The sequence below is a fragment of the Bradyrhizobium sp. HKCCYLRH3073 genome, from assembly GCF_051167995.1.
Lineage (GTDB): Bacteria > Pseudomonadota > Alphaproteobacteria > Rhizobiales > Xanthobacteraceae > Bradyrhizobium.
The window spans coordinates 239,734-256,512 of sequence record NZ_JBNPUD010000002.1 but is presented as its reverse complement, the minus strand read 5'-3'; the positions used below and the strand labels follow the sequence as shown (position 1 = coordinate 256,512).

Annotated in this window: 11 protein-coding genes and 1 pseudogene; 9 read left to right on the top strand and 3 right to left on the bottom strand. The window is 65.7% G+C overall.

All coding sequences use genetic code 11. The annotated features are described in order from the left end of the window. Window positions 1–35 precede the first annotated feature (35 nt). The 4 genes and pseudogenes from polA (at window position 36) to ACQR1X_RS05080 (ending at window position 7,340) form a co-directional block, all read left to right on the top strand. The gene (polA, locus tag ACQR1X_RS05095) at window positions 36–3,113 is read left to right on the top strand and encodes a DNA polymerase I (protein ID WP_315800492.1); all 3,078 of its coding nucleotides are present in this window, start codon (window positions 36–38) and stop codon (window positions 3,111–3,113) included. 673 nt (window positions 3,114–3,786) lie between these two features. After that, window positions 3,787–4,761 (top strand): IS110 family transposase, encoded by a 975-nt coding sequence (locus ACQR1X_RS05090; RefSeq protein WP_316239658.1) that lies wholly within the window; start codon window positions 3,787–3,789, stop codon window positions 4,759–4,761. Between the two features lie 657 nt (window positions 4,762–5,418). After that, window positions 5,419–6,618: a glycosyltransferase family 87 protein gene (locus ACQR1X_RS05085; protein WP_434898442.1), complete on the top strand. Its 1,200-nt coding sequence runs from the start codon at window positions 5,419–5,421 to the stop codon at window positions 6,616–6,618. Window positions 6,619–6,703: 85 nt separating this feature from the next. Next, window positions 6,704–7,340, top strand: a pseudogene (locus ACQR1X_RS05080) (LysE family translocator). A gap of 222 nt (window positions 7,341–7,562) precedes the next feature. Here ACQR1X_RS05080 and ACQR1X_RS05075 read toward each other — a convergent pair. Beyond that, window positions 7,563–8,189, bottom strand: coding sequence for a glutathione S-transferase family protein (locus ACQR1X_RS05075; protein WP_315800495.1), 627 nt, complete (start codon window positions 8,187–8,189; stop codon window positions 7,563–7,565). 167 nt (window positions 8,190–8,356) lie between these two features. Here ACQR1X_RS05075 and pyrE point away from each other — a divergent pair, with 167 nt between their 5' ends. After that, on the top strand, window positions 8,357–8,914 hold the full coding sequence (gene pyrE / locus ACQR1X_RS05070; protein WP_316183115.1) for an orotate phosphoribosyltransferase: 558 nt from the start codon (window positions 8,357–8,359) through the stop codon (window positions 8,912–8,914). A 188-nt stretch (window positions 8,915–9,102) separates the two neighbouring features. After that, complete coding sequence (locus ACQR1X_RS05065) at window positions 9,103–9,918, top strand: DUF2865 domain-containing protein (protein ID WP_315800900.1); 816 nt, start codon at window positions 9,103–9,105, stop codon at window positions 9,916–9,918. 98 nt (window positions 9,919–10,016) lie between these two features. Here ACQR1X_RS05065 and ACQR1X_RS05060 read toward each other — a convergent pair whose 3' ends face one another. Then, window positions 10,017–10,448 (bottom strand): hypothetical protein, encoded by a 432-nt coding sequence (locus ACQR1X_RS05060; RefSeq protein WP_315800497.1) that lies wholly within the window; start codon window positions 10,446–10,448, stop codon window positions 10,017–10,019. A gap of 178 nt (window positions 10,449–10,626) precedes the next feature. Here ACQR1X_RS05060 and ACQR1X_RS05055 point away from each other — a divergent pair, with 178 nt between their 5' ends. From ACQR1X_RS05055 to ACQR1X_RS05045, 3 genes are all read left to right on the top strand, one after another. Further along, complete coding sequence (locus ACQR1X_RS05055) at window positions 10,627–10,929, top strand: GIY-YIG nuclease family protein (RefSeq protein WP_434838479.1); 303 nt, start codon at window positions 10,627–10,629, stop codon at window positions 10,927–10,929. A gap of 226 nt (window positions 10,930–11,155) precedes the next feature. Further along, window positions 11,156–13,663 carry a glycogen/starch/alpha-glucan phosphorylase gene (locus ACQR1X_RS05050; RefSeq protein WP_434898441.1) on the top strand — a complete coding sequence of 836 codons (2,508 nt, stop codon included), beginning with the start codon at window positions 11,156–11,158 and terminating at the stop codon, window positions 13,661–13,663. Between the two features lie 105 nt (window positions 13,664–13,768). Beyond that, window positions 13,769–14,584 carry an acyl-CoA thioesterase gene (locus ACQR1X_RS05045; RefSeq protein ID WP_434898440.1) on the top strand — a complete coding sequence of 272 codons (816 nt, stop codon included), beginning with the start codon at window positions 13,769–13,771 and terminating at the stop codon, window positions 14,582–14,584. A 252-nt stretch (window positions 14,585–14,836) separates the two neighbouring features. Here ACQR1X_RS05045 and ACQR1X_RS05040 read toward each other — a convergent pair whose 3' ends face one another. After that, window positions 14,837–16,450, bottom strand: coding sequence for a phosphoenolpyruvate carboxykinase (locus ACQR1X_RS05040; protein ID WP_315800501.1), 1,614 nt, complete (start codon window positions 16,448–16,450; stop codon window positions 14,837–14,839). Between the last annotated feature and the right edge of the window lie 329 nt (window positions 16,451–16,779).

The window sequence follows — 16,779 nt, the reverse complement described above, 5'->3', positions numbered from 1 at the left end:
GTGTCAATCCCGGCCAAATTCCCTACATTGCGGCCATGCCCAAAGCTCCCCAGAAAGCCGCCGCCACGCCCGCCGCCCCTGTGCCTGCCGCCGCCAAGAATTTGGCGAAGGGCGCGGCCAAAGGCGATCATGTGTTCCTGGTCGACGGCTCGTCCTACATCTTCCGCGCCTATCACGCGCTGCCGCCGCTCAACCGCAAGTCCGACGGTCTGAATCTCAATGCCGTGCTCGGCTTCTGCAACATGCTGTGGAAGCTGCTGCGCGACATGCCCGAGACCGACCGGCCGACGCATCTGGCGATCGTGTTCGACAAGTCCGAGGTCACGTTCCGCAACAAGATCTATGCCGACTACAAGGCGCACCGGCCGCCGGCGCCCGACGACCTGATCCCGCAATTCGCGCTGATCCGCGAGGCGGTCCGCGCCTTCGACCTGCCGTGCCTGGAGCAGTCGGGCTTCGAGGCCGACGACCTGATCGCGACCTATGCGCGGCTCGCCTGCGAGCGCGGCGCCACCACCACCATCGTGTCCTCCGACAAGGACCTGATGCAGCTCGTCAACGACTGCGTCACGATGTACGACACGATGAAGGACCGACGCATCGGCGTCGCCGAGGTGATCGAGAAGTTCGGCGTGCCGCCGGAGAAGGTGGTCGAGGTGCAGGCGCTGGCCGGCGATTCCACCGACAACGTGCCGGGCGTGCCCGGCATCGGCATCAAGACCGCGGCGCAGTTGATCACCGACTATGGCGACCTCGAAGGCCTGCTGACTCGCGCGGTCGAGATCAAGCAGCCGAAGCGACGCGAGGCTTTGATCGAGAACGCCGAGAAGGCGCGGATCTCGCGCCAGCTCGTGCTGCTCGACGACAAGGTCGCGCTCGAGGTGCCGCTGGACGATCTGGCCGTCCACGAGCCCGATCCGCGCAAGCTGATCGCCTTCCTCAAGGCGATGGAGTTCTCGACGCTGACGCGACGCGTCGCGGAGTATTCGCAGATCGATCCGGCGGATGTGACGGCGGATGAGCAGTTGAAAAGTGGCGCAGGCACTGCTCCCTCCGTTCCCTCCCCCCTTGTGGGGGAGGGTCAGAGAGGGGGGCGCTCCACGAGCGGTCCCTCCGGAGCACCCCCCTCCCCAACCCTCCCCCACAAGGGGGGAGGGAGCCCTCGCACCGGAGATCCGCGGATAGACAAGTCCGCAATGAGCAAGGGCACGCCCGCTGGTCTCGCCGAGACCAGGGCGGAGGCGGCCAAGAGCGCGCGGATCGATCGCGACAAGTATCAGACTGTCCGCAGCCTGCCCGAGCTGAACGCCTGGCTGGCGCGCGTGCACGATCTCGGCCGCGTCACGATCGATGTGAAGGCCAGCTCGATCGACCCGATGCAGGCGAGCCTGTGCGGCCTTTCGCTGGCGCTGGCGCCGAACGAGGCCTGCTACATCCCGCTGGCGCATCGCCAGGCCGGCGATGGCGGCGGGTTGTTCGATGCCGGGCTCGCGCCCGACCAGATCAAGGAAAGCGATGCGCTTGCGGCGCTGAAGCCGATCCTCGAAACGACCGGGCTGCTGAAGATCGGCTACAACATCAAGTTCCTCGCCGTGCTGCTGGCGCAACACGGCATCATCCTTGCGAATGTCGACGACATCCTGCTGATGAGCTACGCGCTCGACGCCGGACGCGGCTCGCACAAGCTCGACTCGCTGGCCGAGCATGTGCTCGCCCACGCGCTGCTCAGCGAGAGCGAGCTGATCGGCAGCGGCCGGAACAAGCTGACATTCGAGCAGGTCGCAATCGATCGCGCCACCGCGCATTCCGCGGAAGCCGCCGATGTCATCCATCGCGTCTGGCGCGTGCTGAAGCCGCGCCTCACGGCCGAGCGCATGACCGCCGTCTACGAGACCTTGGAGCGGCCGCTGGTCTCCGTGCTCGCACGCATGGAGCGGCGCGGCATCTCGATCGACCGGCAGGTGCTGTCGCGCCTCTCCGGCGACTTTGCCCAGACGGCGGCGCGCGTCGAGGCCGAGCTGCAGGAGCTGGCCGGCGAGCCGATCAATGTCGGTAGCCCCAAGCAGATCGGCGACATCCTGTTCGGCAAGATGGGGCTTTCGGGCGGCACCAAGACCAAGACCGGCGCCTGGTCGACCTCCGCTTCGATCCTCGACGACCTCGCCGAGCAAGGCAACGATTTCGCGCGCAAGATCCTGGAATGGCGCCAGGTCTCGAAGCTGAAATCGACCTACACCGATGCGCTGCCGACCTATGTCAACCCGCAGACGCATCGCGTGCACACCACCTACGCGCTGGCGGCGACCACGACGGGGCGGCTGTCGTCGAACGAGCCGAATTTGCAGAACATCCCGGTCCGGACCGAGGACGGCCGCAAGATCCGCCGCGCCTTCATCGCCGCACCCGGCCACAAGCTGGTGTCGGCCGACTACTCGCAGATCGAGCTGCGGCTGCTGGCGGAGATCGCCGACATTCCCGTGCTGAAGCAGGCGTTCAAGGACGGGCTCGACATCCACGCGATGACGGCCTCGGAAATGTTCGGCGTGCCGATCAAGGACATGCCGAGCGAAGTCCGCCGCCGGGCCAAGGCGATCAATTTCGGCATCATCTACGGCATCTCCGCCTTCGGCCTCGCCAACCAGCTCGGCATCGCCCGCGAGGAGGCTTCGGCCTACATCAAGCGCTATTTCGAGCGCTTCCCCGGCATCCGCGACTATATGGACGAGACCCGCGAGTTCTGCCGCAAGAACGGCTATGTGGTCACGCTGTTCGGCCGCAAGTGCCATTACCCGGAGATCAAGGCGTCGAACGCCTCGGTCCGCGCCTTCAACGAGCGCGCCGCGATCAACGCGCGGCTGCAGGGCACGGCTGCGGACATCATCCGCCGCGCGATGACGCGGGTGGAAGAGGCGCTGGCGCAAAAGAAGCTGTCGGCTCAGATGCTGCTGCAGGTGCATGACGAATTGATCTTCGAGGTGCCGGACGACGAGGTCGCGGCAACTCTGCCGGTGGTGCAGCACGTCATGCAGGACGCCCCGTTCCCGGCCGTGCTGCTGTCGGTGCCGCTGCACGTCGACGCGCGCGCGGCCGATAATTGGGACGAGGCGCATTGAGCTGATAACACGGCGCCCTCCTGCATCATCGATGGTTGGTGGAGGCCTCGCTGTATCGCCGCCCCCTTCTGTCGTCCCGGCCTTGAGCCGGGATCCATACCCCCAGGGAATGGTTTGAGGCGCACTGGTCATTGGCCCTTTGCCCGACACGACCGCCGCGGCGTATGGGTCCCGGATCGGCGCCGTGCCGCGCTGGCGCGCGTCACGGCTTGTCCGGGACGACAGCGGGGCGAGAAGACGCATTCACGTTTCAAACAACTGACGACAGAATAAGGACAAGGCTTTGCATTCTCGCGGCACATCGTGCCCGAGGCTTGCGATCAGTCGGCCCTTTTGCAACGGCGCAAAGGGCGCAGGGAAGGCCGGGCCCCGACTGAGGCCCGTGGCCCGCCTGCGAAAAAAATGCAGGCGGCAGGTACCACAGGTTCAGCCGAACATCCGGCATTCCCTGCGCGACGGGCTTAACGCTTACTTCGCGCTCTTGTGTGTTCGAAACCTGCCAGAATGTGCGAACGGGCGGTTCTGACCAACCGCCCGTCGCTGGATCTGAGCCCGATCGTGCTCAAAGGCCCTAGAGCCTGTCGGGGAGCGTGGGACAGGTCCGGTGTCTTCCTTCAACCCGAACAGTTGCACGGGCTTCGAGCCCGCACCTTGCAAGGAAGGGAGCTGGATGATGGCACAGAATGATCTCGTTGTCGCGGGTGTCGATGTCGCCAAGGATAAGGTCGATGCTTGTACCCGAGCGCCCGGGTCCAAGCAGATGTTTGAAAGGACGAAGGAAGGCCAGCGCGACTTCGTGGCGTGGCTGCGCCGGCACGGCGTCACCAAGGTCGTGATGGAGGCCAGCGGCGGCTACGAGCGGGAGTGGGCCAAACTGGTGCGAGCCGCCAAGATCGACGTTCGTATCGTCGATCCAAAGCGGGTGCGGAGCTTCGCTCAATCGGCCGGGCGCCTGGCCAAGAACGACAGTATCGATGCGGACACGATCGCCTGGTTCGCCGAGACCTTCAACGAAGCTGCGGTGCAAGCCTACGATGCCGCCCGAGAGAAGCTTCAGCAGATGGTCAATGTGCGCCAAGCGACGAAAGATATGCTGGTCAGACTGAAGAACCAGGGCGAGCATAAATTGCCTGTAGAAGTACAGCGTCTGCATACGCGCATCGCCAAGGCGATCAGCGCCGAGCTGGCCGAGCTCGAGGCAGAGATCTCCGCCCTGATCGAAAGCACGCCGCATTTTGCGGAGCTCGCCGAGATCATCGAAAGCGTTCCGGGCATCGGCCGCACGACGTGTGCTACGCTGATAGCAACCATGCCGGAGCTCGGCCAGACCAGCGACAAAGCCGTCGCGGCGCTGCTGGGTGTTGCGCCGTACGATGATGACAGTGGCCGGCGTCGCGGGGATCGGCACGTCAAGGGCGGACGCCGCAGAACTCGCAACACATTCTACATGGCCTGCGTGGGCGCCGCGACGCGGTGCAATCCAGTCCTGAAGGCCTTCTATGAGCGCCTGCTCGCCCAAGGTAAGTTGAAGAAGGTCGCGCTGACCGCCTGCATGCGCAAGCTGATCTGCATTCTCAACGTCATGGTCAAACGCCGCCAAAAGTGGAATCCGGCGCTCCACGTTGTGAACGGGTCGAGCGCCTCATAGCCGCTCGGGCTCCGCCCGAGCGCACGCCAAGCCAACAGACCGGCGAGCGGACGGGGTCAAGGCCGTCAGCCGCCGAAGGCGGTGGCGCGCCTTCGCGCCAGCCTTGAGGCCGGCCGATCACCGGTCTACAAAAAAGACAGTTGCTCCCCGGGGACCGGCTTGTTTGCCCCCGTCACCAGCGCGACACGTGATGTCACGCAGGCTTGGCGCCAGCTTCGGGGCGCCAGGACCACACGGCTTGAACGTCCGCGAGCTGCCAATCGTCCAGCGCATCAGCACCTGACAGGCCCGCGGCCACCGCTCCCCGCCTCTACGTATCGTGACGACGCGTACGCCCCTCTGCATGAGGACGGGATGCACGGATCAAACCATGATTTCGGAAAAATAGCAACAAGAAAGTTTTGGGGCGAGAGCGTTGCTTGATGCGGCGGCGACGCCGGCCCCCAACCGAGGTCACTCGGCCCCCGCGGCGATTTTACCTGTCGTTAGGCACGATGAGATCGCGCCTGGTCATCCGGACGACCGGTAACACGGCGTGCAGCGTGCCCTGGCAGAGTTGGAGGGGCACCGCGTGCGCGTGATCGCGTGACGGCATCGACCAACCCTACGCCACGACTGCGCCGATGGCGCCGAACACCCTGGCCTCGACAGGCTCCCATGACCGCGATCTCATCCGCAGCCCACCCCGAGATGCGCGACCGGCGCGCGCTGCTGATCGTGCTGGCCGCGCTCGTGCTCTACAATGGCGCCTATCTCGTCAGCTGGGCGCTGTCCTCGCCGCAGCCGGCGTTCGGTGACTTCTTCGGCCTGTGGTCGTTCGGCAAGTATGCCGCGCTGTCTGGCGCCGGCATCTACGATCCTGTCGCGCTCGCGCGCTACCAGCAGACGCTGGATCCCGCCCTCGGCGGCGGCGGATTTCCCTATCCTTACCCGCCGACCTTCCTGCTGGCGTTGATCCCACTGGGGATGCTGGCGCTGCCTGTCGCCTATGTCTCTTGGATCTCGGTGACGTTCGCGCTGCATGGCCTGGCGACGCTCGGCCGCGACTGGCGCTCGCTGTCGGGCCTTGCGCTGCTCGCCGCGCCGACGACGCTGATCAACGCGATCACCGGCCAGAACGGCTTTCTCTCGGCAGCCTTGCTGATCGGCGGGCTGCGCCTGCTCGCGCGCCATCCCGTCATTGCCGGCGTCCTGCTCGGCCTGCTCGCCTACAAGCCGCAATTCGTGCTGTTGATGCCGGTCGTGCTGCTGGCGTCGCGCAACTGGCGCGCCATCCTGTCGGCCATCGCCACGACCATGATCGTCGCGGTCGTTACCAGCGCTGCGCTCGATCCGTGGATCTGGCTCGAATGGATCGTGAAGTTTCCGAGCTATCAGGCGCAATTGCAGGCCAACCAGCCCAGCCTCGATCACATGATGCCGACGGTCATCGCGGGCCTGCACACGCTCGGCGCGCCGCCGCCGATCGGCTACCTGGTTCAGCTGCTGTTGTCCTGCTCCATCGTCGTGATGGTCTGGGATGCGTGGCGACGCGGCTCAACGCAGCAGGCGATCGCGCTGGTCGCGGTCGGCAGCATCATCGCCACGCCCTATGCGATGATCTATGACATGCCGATGGTGGCGGCGGGGATCGCGATCCACTGGAAGGCGCGGAGCGACGCCGGAGAGCCGATCGCGCCGCTGGAGATCGGCGTGGTGATCGCGCTGGGGGCCTGCCTGCTCGCCATGATCGGGCACTCCGTGCCGCTCGCGGCGGCCATTCTGCTGGTGCTGCTGGCATTGAGCATCGCCGGTGTGTTCGACCGCTCCGGCAGACGGCTGCCGGCGCTGAACGCCGCGCCGCCGCCGGCGGGCTGATTGCTCTCGGTGCAATCGATCGGATGACGATGCGTGATCGTCCGCGCTAAAGCAGGCGGCAGAGATCCCGATCATCGAGCCAGTCATGCCGCACACATCGTCCCTGCTCGCCTTCGCGCTCGTCTCGCTCGGCATGGTGCTGACGCCCGGGCCGAACATGATCTATCTGATCTCGCGCTCGATCACGCAGGGCCACGCCGCCGGCCTGATCTCGCTCGGCGGCGTCGCCACAGGCTTTCTGGCCTACATGCTGGCCGCGGCGTTCGGCATTACGGCGCTGCTGTTTTGCCGTGCCATTCGCCTATGACGCGCTGCGCCTCGCCGGCGCGGCCTACCTGCTTTATCTGGCCTGGCAGGCGGTGAAGCCGGGCGGACGCTCGCCATTCCAGGTGAGGAAGCTCGCCATCGACAGCCCGCGTCGGCTGTTCCTGATGGGGCTCGCCACCAACCTGCTGAACCCGAAGATCGCGATGCTGTATCTGGCGCTGCTGCCGCAGTTCATCGATCCCGCTGTCGGCAGCGTGCTGACGCAGTCGGTGGTGCTGGGCGCGATCCAGATCGTGATCAGCGTCAGCGTCAACGCCATGATCGCCATGGCGGCGGGATCGATCGCGCTGTTCCTGGCGACACGGCCGAGCTGGGCGCTGGTACAGCGCTATCTGATGGGCACGGTGCTCGCGGGACTTGCGGTGCGGATGGCGCTGGAGGCGCGGCGCGGGTGATTTCCATCGGCTCCTCCGTCCTGTCCGCCGAAGCTCCCTTTAGCGACGGGGGATGTGGAGGAGGCCGGCTCACGCGCCGGCATGCGACGGGGCGGGCATGTTCGCGCTAGAGCGATACCGCCCGCGTGGCTCCCCCTCCCCGGCCCTCCCCCGCAAGCGGGAGAGGGAGCGCACCGCCGGCGCGGAAGACAGCATCGCCCCCCAGCGACAGAGCAGCGGCCATCAATCCAGCTTCGCCTCCATGCCGCGCTTCACGGCGGGGCGGGCCATCAGGGTATCGTACCAGCGCTTGACGTGGGGGAAGTCGGCCAGATCGACCTTGTGGCGCGGGTGGCGCCAGGCCCAGCCGAGAATGGCGAAGTCGGCGATCGAGAGCGCGCCTGCGACGAACTCGTGCTGCGCCAGCCGGCGGTCGAGCACGCCATAGAGCCGGACCGTCTCGGCCATGTAGCGCTTGAGGCCGTAGGCGCGGTCCTGTTCGTCGGTCAGCGCGATGAAATGGTGCACCTGGCCGGGCATCGGGCCGAAACCGCCCATCTGCCACATCAGCCATTCATAGACCGGGATCCGCTCGGCGACGGATCCCGGCAGGAACTGGCCGGTCTTCTCGGCCAGATAGAGCAGGATGGCGCCGGACTCGAACACGCTGACCGGCTTGCCATCGGGGCCGTCGGGATCGACGATCGCCGGGATCTTGTTGTTGGGGCTGATCGCCAGGAACTCCGGCGCCATCTGGGCGCCCTTGGTGATGTCCACCGGAATGACGCGGTAGGGCAGCGCCATCTCCTCCAGCGCGACCGAGATTTTGCGCCCGTTCGGGGTGTTCCAGGTGTACAGCTCGATCGTCATACGGGCATCCTTCCCAATCGTCCTTGCTTGGTCGCGGGCTCCCATTAGCTCGAAACTGCATCCGGCTTCAAACGTAGCGTTGTTGATGGGACATCGTGGCGGCTGGTCTCCGCCGCCCGCCCCCGATAGATTGCGCCACCCAAGAATCCACCCTCAGGGGAAACGCCGTGTCCAAATCCGCCTCCCGCGCCCGCCTCCTCGAGATCATCCGCAGGCGCTCGTTCGGCCGTGGCGAGATCACGCTGGCCTCCGGCCGCAAGAGCGACTTCTATTTCAACCTGAAGCCGACCATGATGGACCCGGAGGGCGCCACGTTGCTCGCCGAGCTCACCTATGAGGCGCTGAAGGACGAAGGCTTCGATTATATCGGCGGCCTGGAGATGGGCGCGGTGCCGCTGGCCGGCGCCATCGCCCAGATCTCCTGGATCAAGGGCCATCCGATCGCGGCCTTCTTCGTGCGCAAGAAGCCGAAGGAGCACGGCGCCAGGCTGGCGATCGAGGGCCTCGCCCGGGACGAGACCCTGGCGGGCAAACGCATCGTCGTGGTCGAGGACGTCACCACCACCGGCGGCTCGGCGATGAAGGCGGTGGAAGCCCTGCGCGAGGCCGGCGCCGAGGTGGCGCTGGTGTTCACCATGGTCGATCGCGAGGAAGGCGCCGCCGAGACCTTCGCCCAGGCCGGCCTGCCGTTCCAGGCGCTCTACAAGGCGCGCGAATTCCTCTGAGGCGCCTGGCGCGCGGCGCAATTCGCCGTCCGCGCATACCGCTCATTTACCAACGCCCGTTAAGGTTACCGCAAAGCTGATGACGCCGTGCCTTGGGCATGGCGCGTTCGATCGCACATGATCGGGCGACGTGGGTTGCCGCGTCACGGCGTGGCTTTGCGGTGAAGATCCTGGCGATGGAGCGGGCGTTGCGTAGCGTGTTGTCGTTTCGGCGGAGGTCCCGCCACGTCGCTGTCGCGGCGACGGTCGGCCTCGTCGCCGCCGGCGCGCTGGCGCCGCGGATGGCGTCGGCCCAGGGCCTGTTCGACTTCCTGTTCGGCGGCTTCAACAAGCCGCAATCGCAGCGGCCAGCGCAGGGCAGCTCCTTTGATCCGTTCGGCACCAACCCGCAGGCCGCCCCGCAGCCGCGCGTGGCGTCTGGATCAGGCGCGGCGTTCTGCGTGCGCACCTGCGACGGCCGCTATTTTCCGCTGACGCGCGGCCTCGCCTCGCCGGCGCAGATGTGCCAGGCGTTCTGCCCGGCGAGCCCGACCAGGATCTATTACGGCTCCAACATCGACTACGCGACCGCCAGCAATGGCGAGCGCTATGCCGACAGCGAAACCGCGTTCGCCTATCGGCAGGCGCTGCGCGCCGACTGCACCTGCAACGGCCGCGATCCGGCCGGGCTGGCGCCGGTCGACCTGTCGCTCGACACCTCGCTGCGTCCCGGCGACGTGGTCGCCACCAGCGACGGCCTCGTCGCCTATTCGGGCACGCGCGGCAGCGGCGGCCAGCCGGCCGACTTCAAGCCGGTCGCCTCCTATCCCGGGCTGACCTCGGACACGCGGGCCAAGCTGAGCGAGATGAAGGTGGCGCCGGTGCGCGCCGAGATGCTGGCGGCCGATGCGCTCGCCGCCATGCCGCCGCCCGAGGCCAATGCCGGCAATGTCAGCGTCGCGCCGCCGATGGCAATCGCGCCGAAGCCGGCCACGGGCCGCGCCAAACGCGCGGACGTGGATTGAATTTTAGTCCTCGTCATTGCGAGCGCAGCGACGCTTCCGCCTTCGCCCTGCGGGCTTCGGCGGACACGTCGCTGCGCTCGCGATGACGGAACGCTGACCTAGCGTCCCACGATCACGCCGATGACGTTCGGCGCTTCCAGGTACTTTTCCTCGATCGCCGCCCGCGCGGCGGCGCGGTTGTCCGGCGTCAGCAGGCCGCGCTTCTCGGCGAGGATCATCCAGCAGAAGCCCCACCAGTCCGACAGCATGCCTTCGTCGTCGACCAGATCGTAGCCTTGCTCGGCGGCAAAGATGCGCGCCCGCGCCTCGTCGAGGCCATCGAGGAAGGTGTGGTCGGTGGCCGAGAACAGGTCGTCGGAAATGTCGTCGGTGGTGTAGCCCCAGACCGACATGCACACCGCGTTGAACGCGCGGTCGATCTGGTCGTCGTCGACGGCCCGCCGCCGCGCGGTCTTGTGCAGCCGCGTCAGACTGCGCGCGAAGTCGGCAATGCGGGTCAGGGCCAGAGGATCGAAGGCGATATTGGACATGGGTGTGCTCGCGGGATGCACTGATGCCGGGGGCTGGCGGATCGAATCGCTGTAGGGATAACGATCGCTTGCTAAATTGTTCTTAATTTGTTCTATTTGAAAAAGGAAGTCAATTGTCGTCGTCCCGGCCCCCGAGCCGGGACCCAGACCCACCGCAGCCGATTGTTTGGCACGCGCTATGAGCACTGAGGCCGCATGGACGGTCTACATTCTTGCCAGTGGCCACCACGGCACGCTGTACATCGGGGTGACCAACGATGTCAGGAAGCGCCTTGAAGACCACCGTGCCGGGCGAGGGTCCAAGTTCGTCAGCAGGTACAAGGTTTTTCGGCTTGTCTATGTCGAACGTTTCGCGCGCCCGCTAGAGGCGATCGCCCGCGAGAAGCAGCTCAAGAATTGGCATCGCGACTGGAAGGTCGAGCTGATTGAGACGGACAACCCTGATTGGAGTGACTTGTCGGGCCTGATCGTAGGCCGGTGAGTCTGGATCCCGGCTTTCGCCGGGATGACGACGGTCGAGAGACCTCGATCCATCTCTCCCACGCACCCGCAGCAACAGCCTTCCGCGTTCCCTGCCCGGAACCCGGCCTGAACTTTGCATCATTTTCCATCACCTTGCTGTGCGGACCAGCCTTTCCCCGGGTTTCGGACCGCGCGCAACCATCGTATGCTTTTACCGGTTCCTCGTAGCATCACAGGTTTCCAAGGTGACAGATCAGCCGTCCCAGCGCAGCTTCGTAAGCACCGGCCAGCCCGTCGACGAATTGGCGGTCGCTGAGATCAAGAGCGACATCCTGGCCAAGCTTCGCCTCGCCATCGGCAAGGAGGCGAGCCAGGCGACGCAACAGGACTGGTATCACGCCGCGGCGCTGACCTTGCGCGACCGCATCGTGCATCGCTGGCTGACCGCGGACAAGGAGAGCTACGATGCCGGGCGCAAGCGGGTCTATTATCTCAGCCTCGAATTCCTGATCGGCCGTCTGTTCACCGACGCGCTCAACAACATGGGCCTGATGAAGGTGTTCGAGACCGCGCTCGGCGATCTCGGCGTCGGCCTGATGGACCTGCGCAAATGCGAGCCGGATGCCGCGCTCGGCAATGGCGGCCTGGGACGACTGGCGGCCTGCTTCATGGAAAGCATGTCGACGTTGCAGATCCCGGCGATCGGCTACGGCATCCGCTATGATTTCGGCCTGTTCCGCCAGGTCATCGTCGACGGCTGGCAGCACGAATATCCCGACGTCTGGCTGTCGTTCGGCAATCCCTGGGAGTTCCAGCGCCCCGAGGTGGTCTATCACGTCCATTTCGGCGGCGGCGTCGAGCATGTCGCCGACAAGGGCCGCGACCGCGCGATCTGGCATCCCGGCGAAACCGTGCAGGCGGTCGCCTATGACACGCCGATCGTCGGCTGGCGCGGCCAGCATGTGAATGCGCTCAGGCTGTGGTCGGCGCGCTCGCCCGACCCGCTGAAGCTCGACGTGTTCAACTCCGGCGACTATCTCGGCGCCTCCGCCGAAGAGGCGCGCGCCGAGGCGATCTGCAAGTTCCTGTATCCGAACGACGAGAGCCCGGCGGGCCGCGAGCTGCGGCTGCGCCAGGAATACTTTTTCGTCTCGGCCTCGCTGCAGGACCTCGTCAAGCGCCATCTCGGCTCCGACGGCCAGTTGCGCAGCCTGGCGCAGAAGGCCGCGGTGCAGCTCAACGACACGCATCCTTCGCTCGCGGTGGCCGAGCTGATGCGGATCCTGGTCGACCTGCACAATTTCCGCTGGGACGAGGCATGGAAGATCACCATCGCGACCTTGTCCTACACCAACCACACGCTGCTGCCGGAGGCGCTCGAGACCTGGCCGGTCGAGCTGTTCGAGCGCCTCTTGCCGCGGCATCTCGAGATCATCTACCGGATCAATGCGCAGCATCTCGCGCTCGCCGAGCAGCGCGCACCGGGTGACATCGACTACCGCGCCTCGGTGTCCCTGATCGACGAGAAGAGCGGCCGCCGCGTGCGCATGGGCCAGCTCGCCTTCGTCGGCTCGCACCGCATCAACGGCGTCTCGGCGATGCATTCCGACCTGATGAAGGAGACCGTGTTCCACGATCTCAATCATCTCTATCCCGGCCGCATCACCAACAAGACCAACGGCATCACCTTCCGCCGCTGGCTGACCCTGGCCAATCCCAAGCTGACGAACCTGTTGTGCGAGGCCTGCGGCGACGCCGTCGTCGACGATCCGACCTTGCTCTCGAGCCTCGAGAGCTACGTCGCCGACGCCGGCTTCCACCAGAAGTTCCGCAGCGTGAAGCACCACAACAAGGTGCTGCTGGCGCGCCTGATCGGCGAGCGCATGAACGTGCGCCTCGATCCGGGCGCGCTGTTCGACGTGCAGATCAAGCGCATTCACGAATACAAGCGCCAGCTCCTGAACATCCTGGAAGCGGTCGCCCTGTACCAGGACATGAAAGATGATCCGCAGCGCGACTGGGTTCCGCGGGTGAAGATCTTCGCCGGCAAGGCCGCGGCGAGCTACCGCTACGCCAAGCTGATCATCAAGCTGATCAACGACGTCGCCGAGGTCGTCAACAACGATCCCGCGATCGGCGGCAAGCTGAAGGTCGTGTTCATGGCGGACTACAATGTCAGCCTGGCCGAAGCGATCATTCCCGCGGCGGATCTCTCCGAGCAGATCTCGACCGCCGGCATGGAGGCCTCCGGCACCGGCAACATGAAGCTGGCGCTGAACGGCGCGCTTACCATCGGCACGCTGGACGGCGCCAATATCGAGATCCGTGACAATGTCGGCGCCGACAACATCGCGATCTTCGGCATGGAGGCCGACGAGGTCATGCTCCGCCGCAAGCAGGGGCTGGACGCGACCGACGTGATCCACCGGTCACCGCGGCTGGCGCGCGCGATCGATGCGATCGCGACCGGCGCGTTCTCGCCGGACGAGCCCGGCCGGTTCGAGCCGATCGCACATGCGCTGCGCCATCTCGACCACTACATGGTCTCGGCCGATTTCGATTCCTACTACGAGGCCCAGCGCGGCATCGATGCACGCTGGCAGACCGTGCCGGCCTGGACCCGCGCCTCGATCCTCAACGTCGCGCGCATGGCGTGGTTCTCCTCCGACCGCACCATCCGCGAATATGCCGACGACATCTGGAACGTGCCGGTCGGCCCGGTGATGGCACCGGTGCACGCGCAGCGGGCGTGACGGGCCCTTCCCCTCGCCTTCAGCAATGACCCATGACGTCATTGCAGAGGCGTTCCATTGCGTTTCACCTGACGGCCATCATACGATGACCGTCAGGAGGAATGCATGACCGAACCGCCAGTTCACCTGTTCGACGAGGCCACCCGCGTCACCGCCGGCGACAGCCGCTGGCAGGGAAGGACCAGCCCGGATTACTGGGCTTTCGTCGGCCCGTTCGGCGGCGTCACGGCGGCGACCGTGCTGCGCGTCTTGATCCAGCATCCGCAAATCGCCGGCGATCCGCTGGCGATGACGGTCAACTACTGCGCGCCGATCGCGGAGGGACCGTTCGATCTCGACGTCCGGCTGGTGAAGGCCAACCGCTCCTCGCAGCATTGGTGCGTCGAGCTGAGCCAGGGCGATGCCGACGCGGCCACGCTGGCGACCGCTGTCTTCGCCGAGCGCCGGCCATCGTGGTCGCACCAGCCGGCCGTCAAGCCCGACGCGCCGCCGTTCGATCAGGTCAGGCGCTATCCTGATGCGGGAATGTCCTGGACCAAGCAGTACGACTTCCGCTTCGTGGAGGGACGGCCGGAGTTCGGCAGTCGTTCAGACGAACCGCGCAGCGCCTATTCGCGGCTGTGGATCTCCGACCGCAAGCCGCGCAAGCTGGATTGCCTGTCGCTGCTGTCGATGTCGGATGCCTTCTTCGGCCGCGCGTTCCATGTCCGCGGCGAGTTGATTCCGTTCGGCACGGTGTCGCTGACCACCTACTTCCACGTCAGCCGCGAGGAACTGGCCGCCGAGGACATCACGCATGTGCTCGCGACCGCAGACGCCAAGGTGTTCAACAGGAGCTACCAGGACCAGCATGGCGAGCTGTGGTCGCCGTCCGGCCGGCTGCTCGCGACGACGACGCAGATCGCGTATTTCAAGGCGTGAGCCTGGACGCCGGCAAAATGAACGGTGTCGTCCCGGCCTTGAGCCGGGACCCATAACCACCGTCGGCAATTTGGCGAAGGCTGGAGCGGCCAGCATGCCGCATCACACCGCCCTGTGGTTATGGGTCCCGGCGTTCGCCGGGACGACAGCGGTGGATGGGGCTTGAGTTCGCCCCTCTCGTGCATCAGCAGAGGGAGCGGGAAAATAGTAAGAGCCAGCCGCAATGCGGCTGGCCCATTTGCGTTTGCAGCCCTACTCCGCAGCCAGCTTCAGATCCGGCGCCGCAGCGCGGACGTCGGCGTCAACCTGGGCTTCGAACTTGGCAAAATTCTTCTGGAACATGCCGACCAGCGCGCGCGCGGTCTTGTCGAACTCGGCCTTGTCCTTCCAGGTGTTGACCGGGTCGAGAATCTCGCTCGGCACGCCCGGCAGCGCGGTCGGCACCGCGAAGCCGAAATATTTGTCGGTGCGGAACTCGACGTTGCGCAAGGAGCCGTCGAGTGCCGCCGTCAGCAGCGCACGCGTCACCTTGATGGGCATGCGCGAGCCCGTGCCGTACTTGCCGCCGGTCCAGCCGGTGTTGACCAGCCAGCAGTCGACATTGTGCTCGGCGATCAGCTGCCGCAGCATGTTGCCGTAGACCGACGGATCGAGCGGCAGGAACGGCGAGCCGAAGCAGGTCGAGAACTCCGGCTGCGGCTCGTTGCCGAGGCCGCGCTCGGTGCCGGCGACCTTGGCGGTGTAGCCGGACAGGAAGTGGTACATCGCCTGCGCCGGCGACAGCTTTGCGATCGGCGGCAGCACGCCGAAGGCGTCGGCGGCGAGCATCACGACGTTCTTCGGATGCGGCGCACGGCCCGTGCGCGAAGCGTTCGGAATGAAGTCGAGCGGATAGGCGGAGCGGGTGTTCTCGGTCTTGGAGCCGTCGTCGAAATCGGGGACGCGGTTGTCCTCGTCGAGCACCACGTTCTCGAGCACGGCGCCGAAACGGGTCGACGCCGCGAAGATCTGCGGCTCGGCTTCCTTCGACAGCTTGATGCACTTGGCGTAGCAGCCGCCCTCGAAGTTGAACACGCCGGACGGGCCCCAGCCGTGCTCGTCGTCGCCGATCAGGGTGCGGTTCGGATCGGCCGACAGCGTGGTCTTGCCGGTGCCGGACAGGCCGAAGAAGATCGCGGTGTCGCCCTTCGGCCCAACATTGGCCGAGCAGTGCATCGGCATCACGCCGCGCGCGGGCAGATAGTAGTTGAGCGTCGTGAACACGCTCTTCTTCATCTCGCCGGCATAATAAGACCCGCCGATCAGGACGATCTTGCGGGCGAAATCGATCGCGACGACATTCTGCGAGCGCACGCCGTGACGTTTCGGGTCGGCGCGGAAGCTCGGCATGTCGATGATCGTGAGCTCCGGCACGAAGGTGTCGAGCTCGATCTTTTCGGGGCGGATCAGAAGCGTGCGGATGAAAAGCGAGTGCCAGGCGAGCTCGGTGAAGACGCGCGTCTTGATGCGGAAGGTGGGGTCGGCGCCGCCATAGAGATCCTGCGCGAACAGGGTCTTGCCTTCGGCGTGCTTGATGAAATCCTGATGCAGCGCCTCGAACTGCTCGGGCGTGATCGCCTGGTTGCCCGCCCACCACATTTTTTCGGTGGAGGCGTCGCGCACCGTGAACTTGTCCTTCGGGCTGCGACCGGTGAACTCGCCAGTATCCGCGCAAAGCGCCCCGTCGGCCGACAGCACCGCCTCGCCCGCCGCCAGCGAATACTGATAGAGCTGGGGAGCGCCGAGATTCCAGTGCACCTGCTTGAGGTTCTTTAAGCCGAACTTGTCGGCACCGAAGGCGCCGTTGCGAATACCCGTCTCTTGCACGAAGATCCCTCCTGAGAGCCCGCGTCTGTTGCGCGCAGTCGCGCGCGTTGCGCGGTGACCGTTGCCGTTACATCGCCTTATCGAAGCGCGGTCGCCGACCTAATACTGATCAACGCTGGTCTTGCCAAGACGATCCGGCCTAATTGGTTATTGGCAATTCGTGATGCACGTAGCTCATCTTTTGCCGCGTCATGCACATTCCAGCAGCAGCCACCCGCGCCGCGCTGAGATGCTGCAACGCAACAGATATATCAGCGCGGTTGGGTTTCACAAGGAACGATGAACGACGCTCGAATCGACGGATTCGCGCAGGCAAACGAAGACCAAGC

Coding starts and splice junctions, on each gene's coding strand:
- polA (WP_315800492.1), top strand. CDS start 36: ATGCCCAAAGCTCCCCAGAAAGCCGCCGCCACGCCCGCCGCCCCTGTG.
- ACQR1X_RS05090 (WP_316239658.1), top strand. CDS start 3,787: ATGGCACAGAATGATCTCGTTGTCGCGGGTGTCGATGTCGCCAAGGAT.
- ACQR1X_RS05085 (WP_434898442.1), top strand. CDS start 5,419: ATGACCGCGATCTCATCCGCAGCCCACCCCGAGATGCGCGACCGGCGC.
- ACQR1X_RS05075 (WP_315800495.1), bottom strand. CDS start 8,189: ATGACGATCGAGCTGTACACCTGGAACACCCCGAACGGGCGCAAAATC.
- ACQR1X_RS05060 (WP_315800497.1), bottom strand. CDS start 10,448: ATGTCCAATATCGCCTTCGATCCTCTGGCCCTGACCCGCATTGCCGAC.
- ACQR1X_RS05055 (WP_434838479.1), top strand. CDS start 10,627: ATGAGCACTGAGGCCGCATGGACGGTCTACATTCTTGCCAGTGGCCAC.
- ACQR1X_RS05045 (WP_434898440.1), top strand. CDS start 13,769: ATGACCGAACCGCCAGTTCACCTGTTCGACGAGGCCACCCGCGTCACC.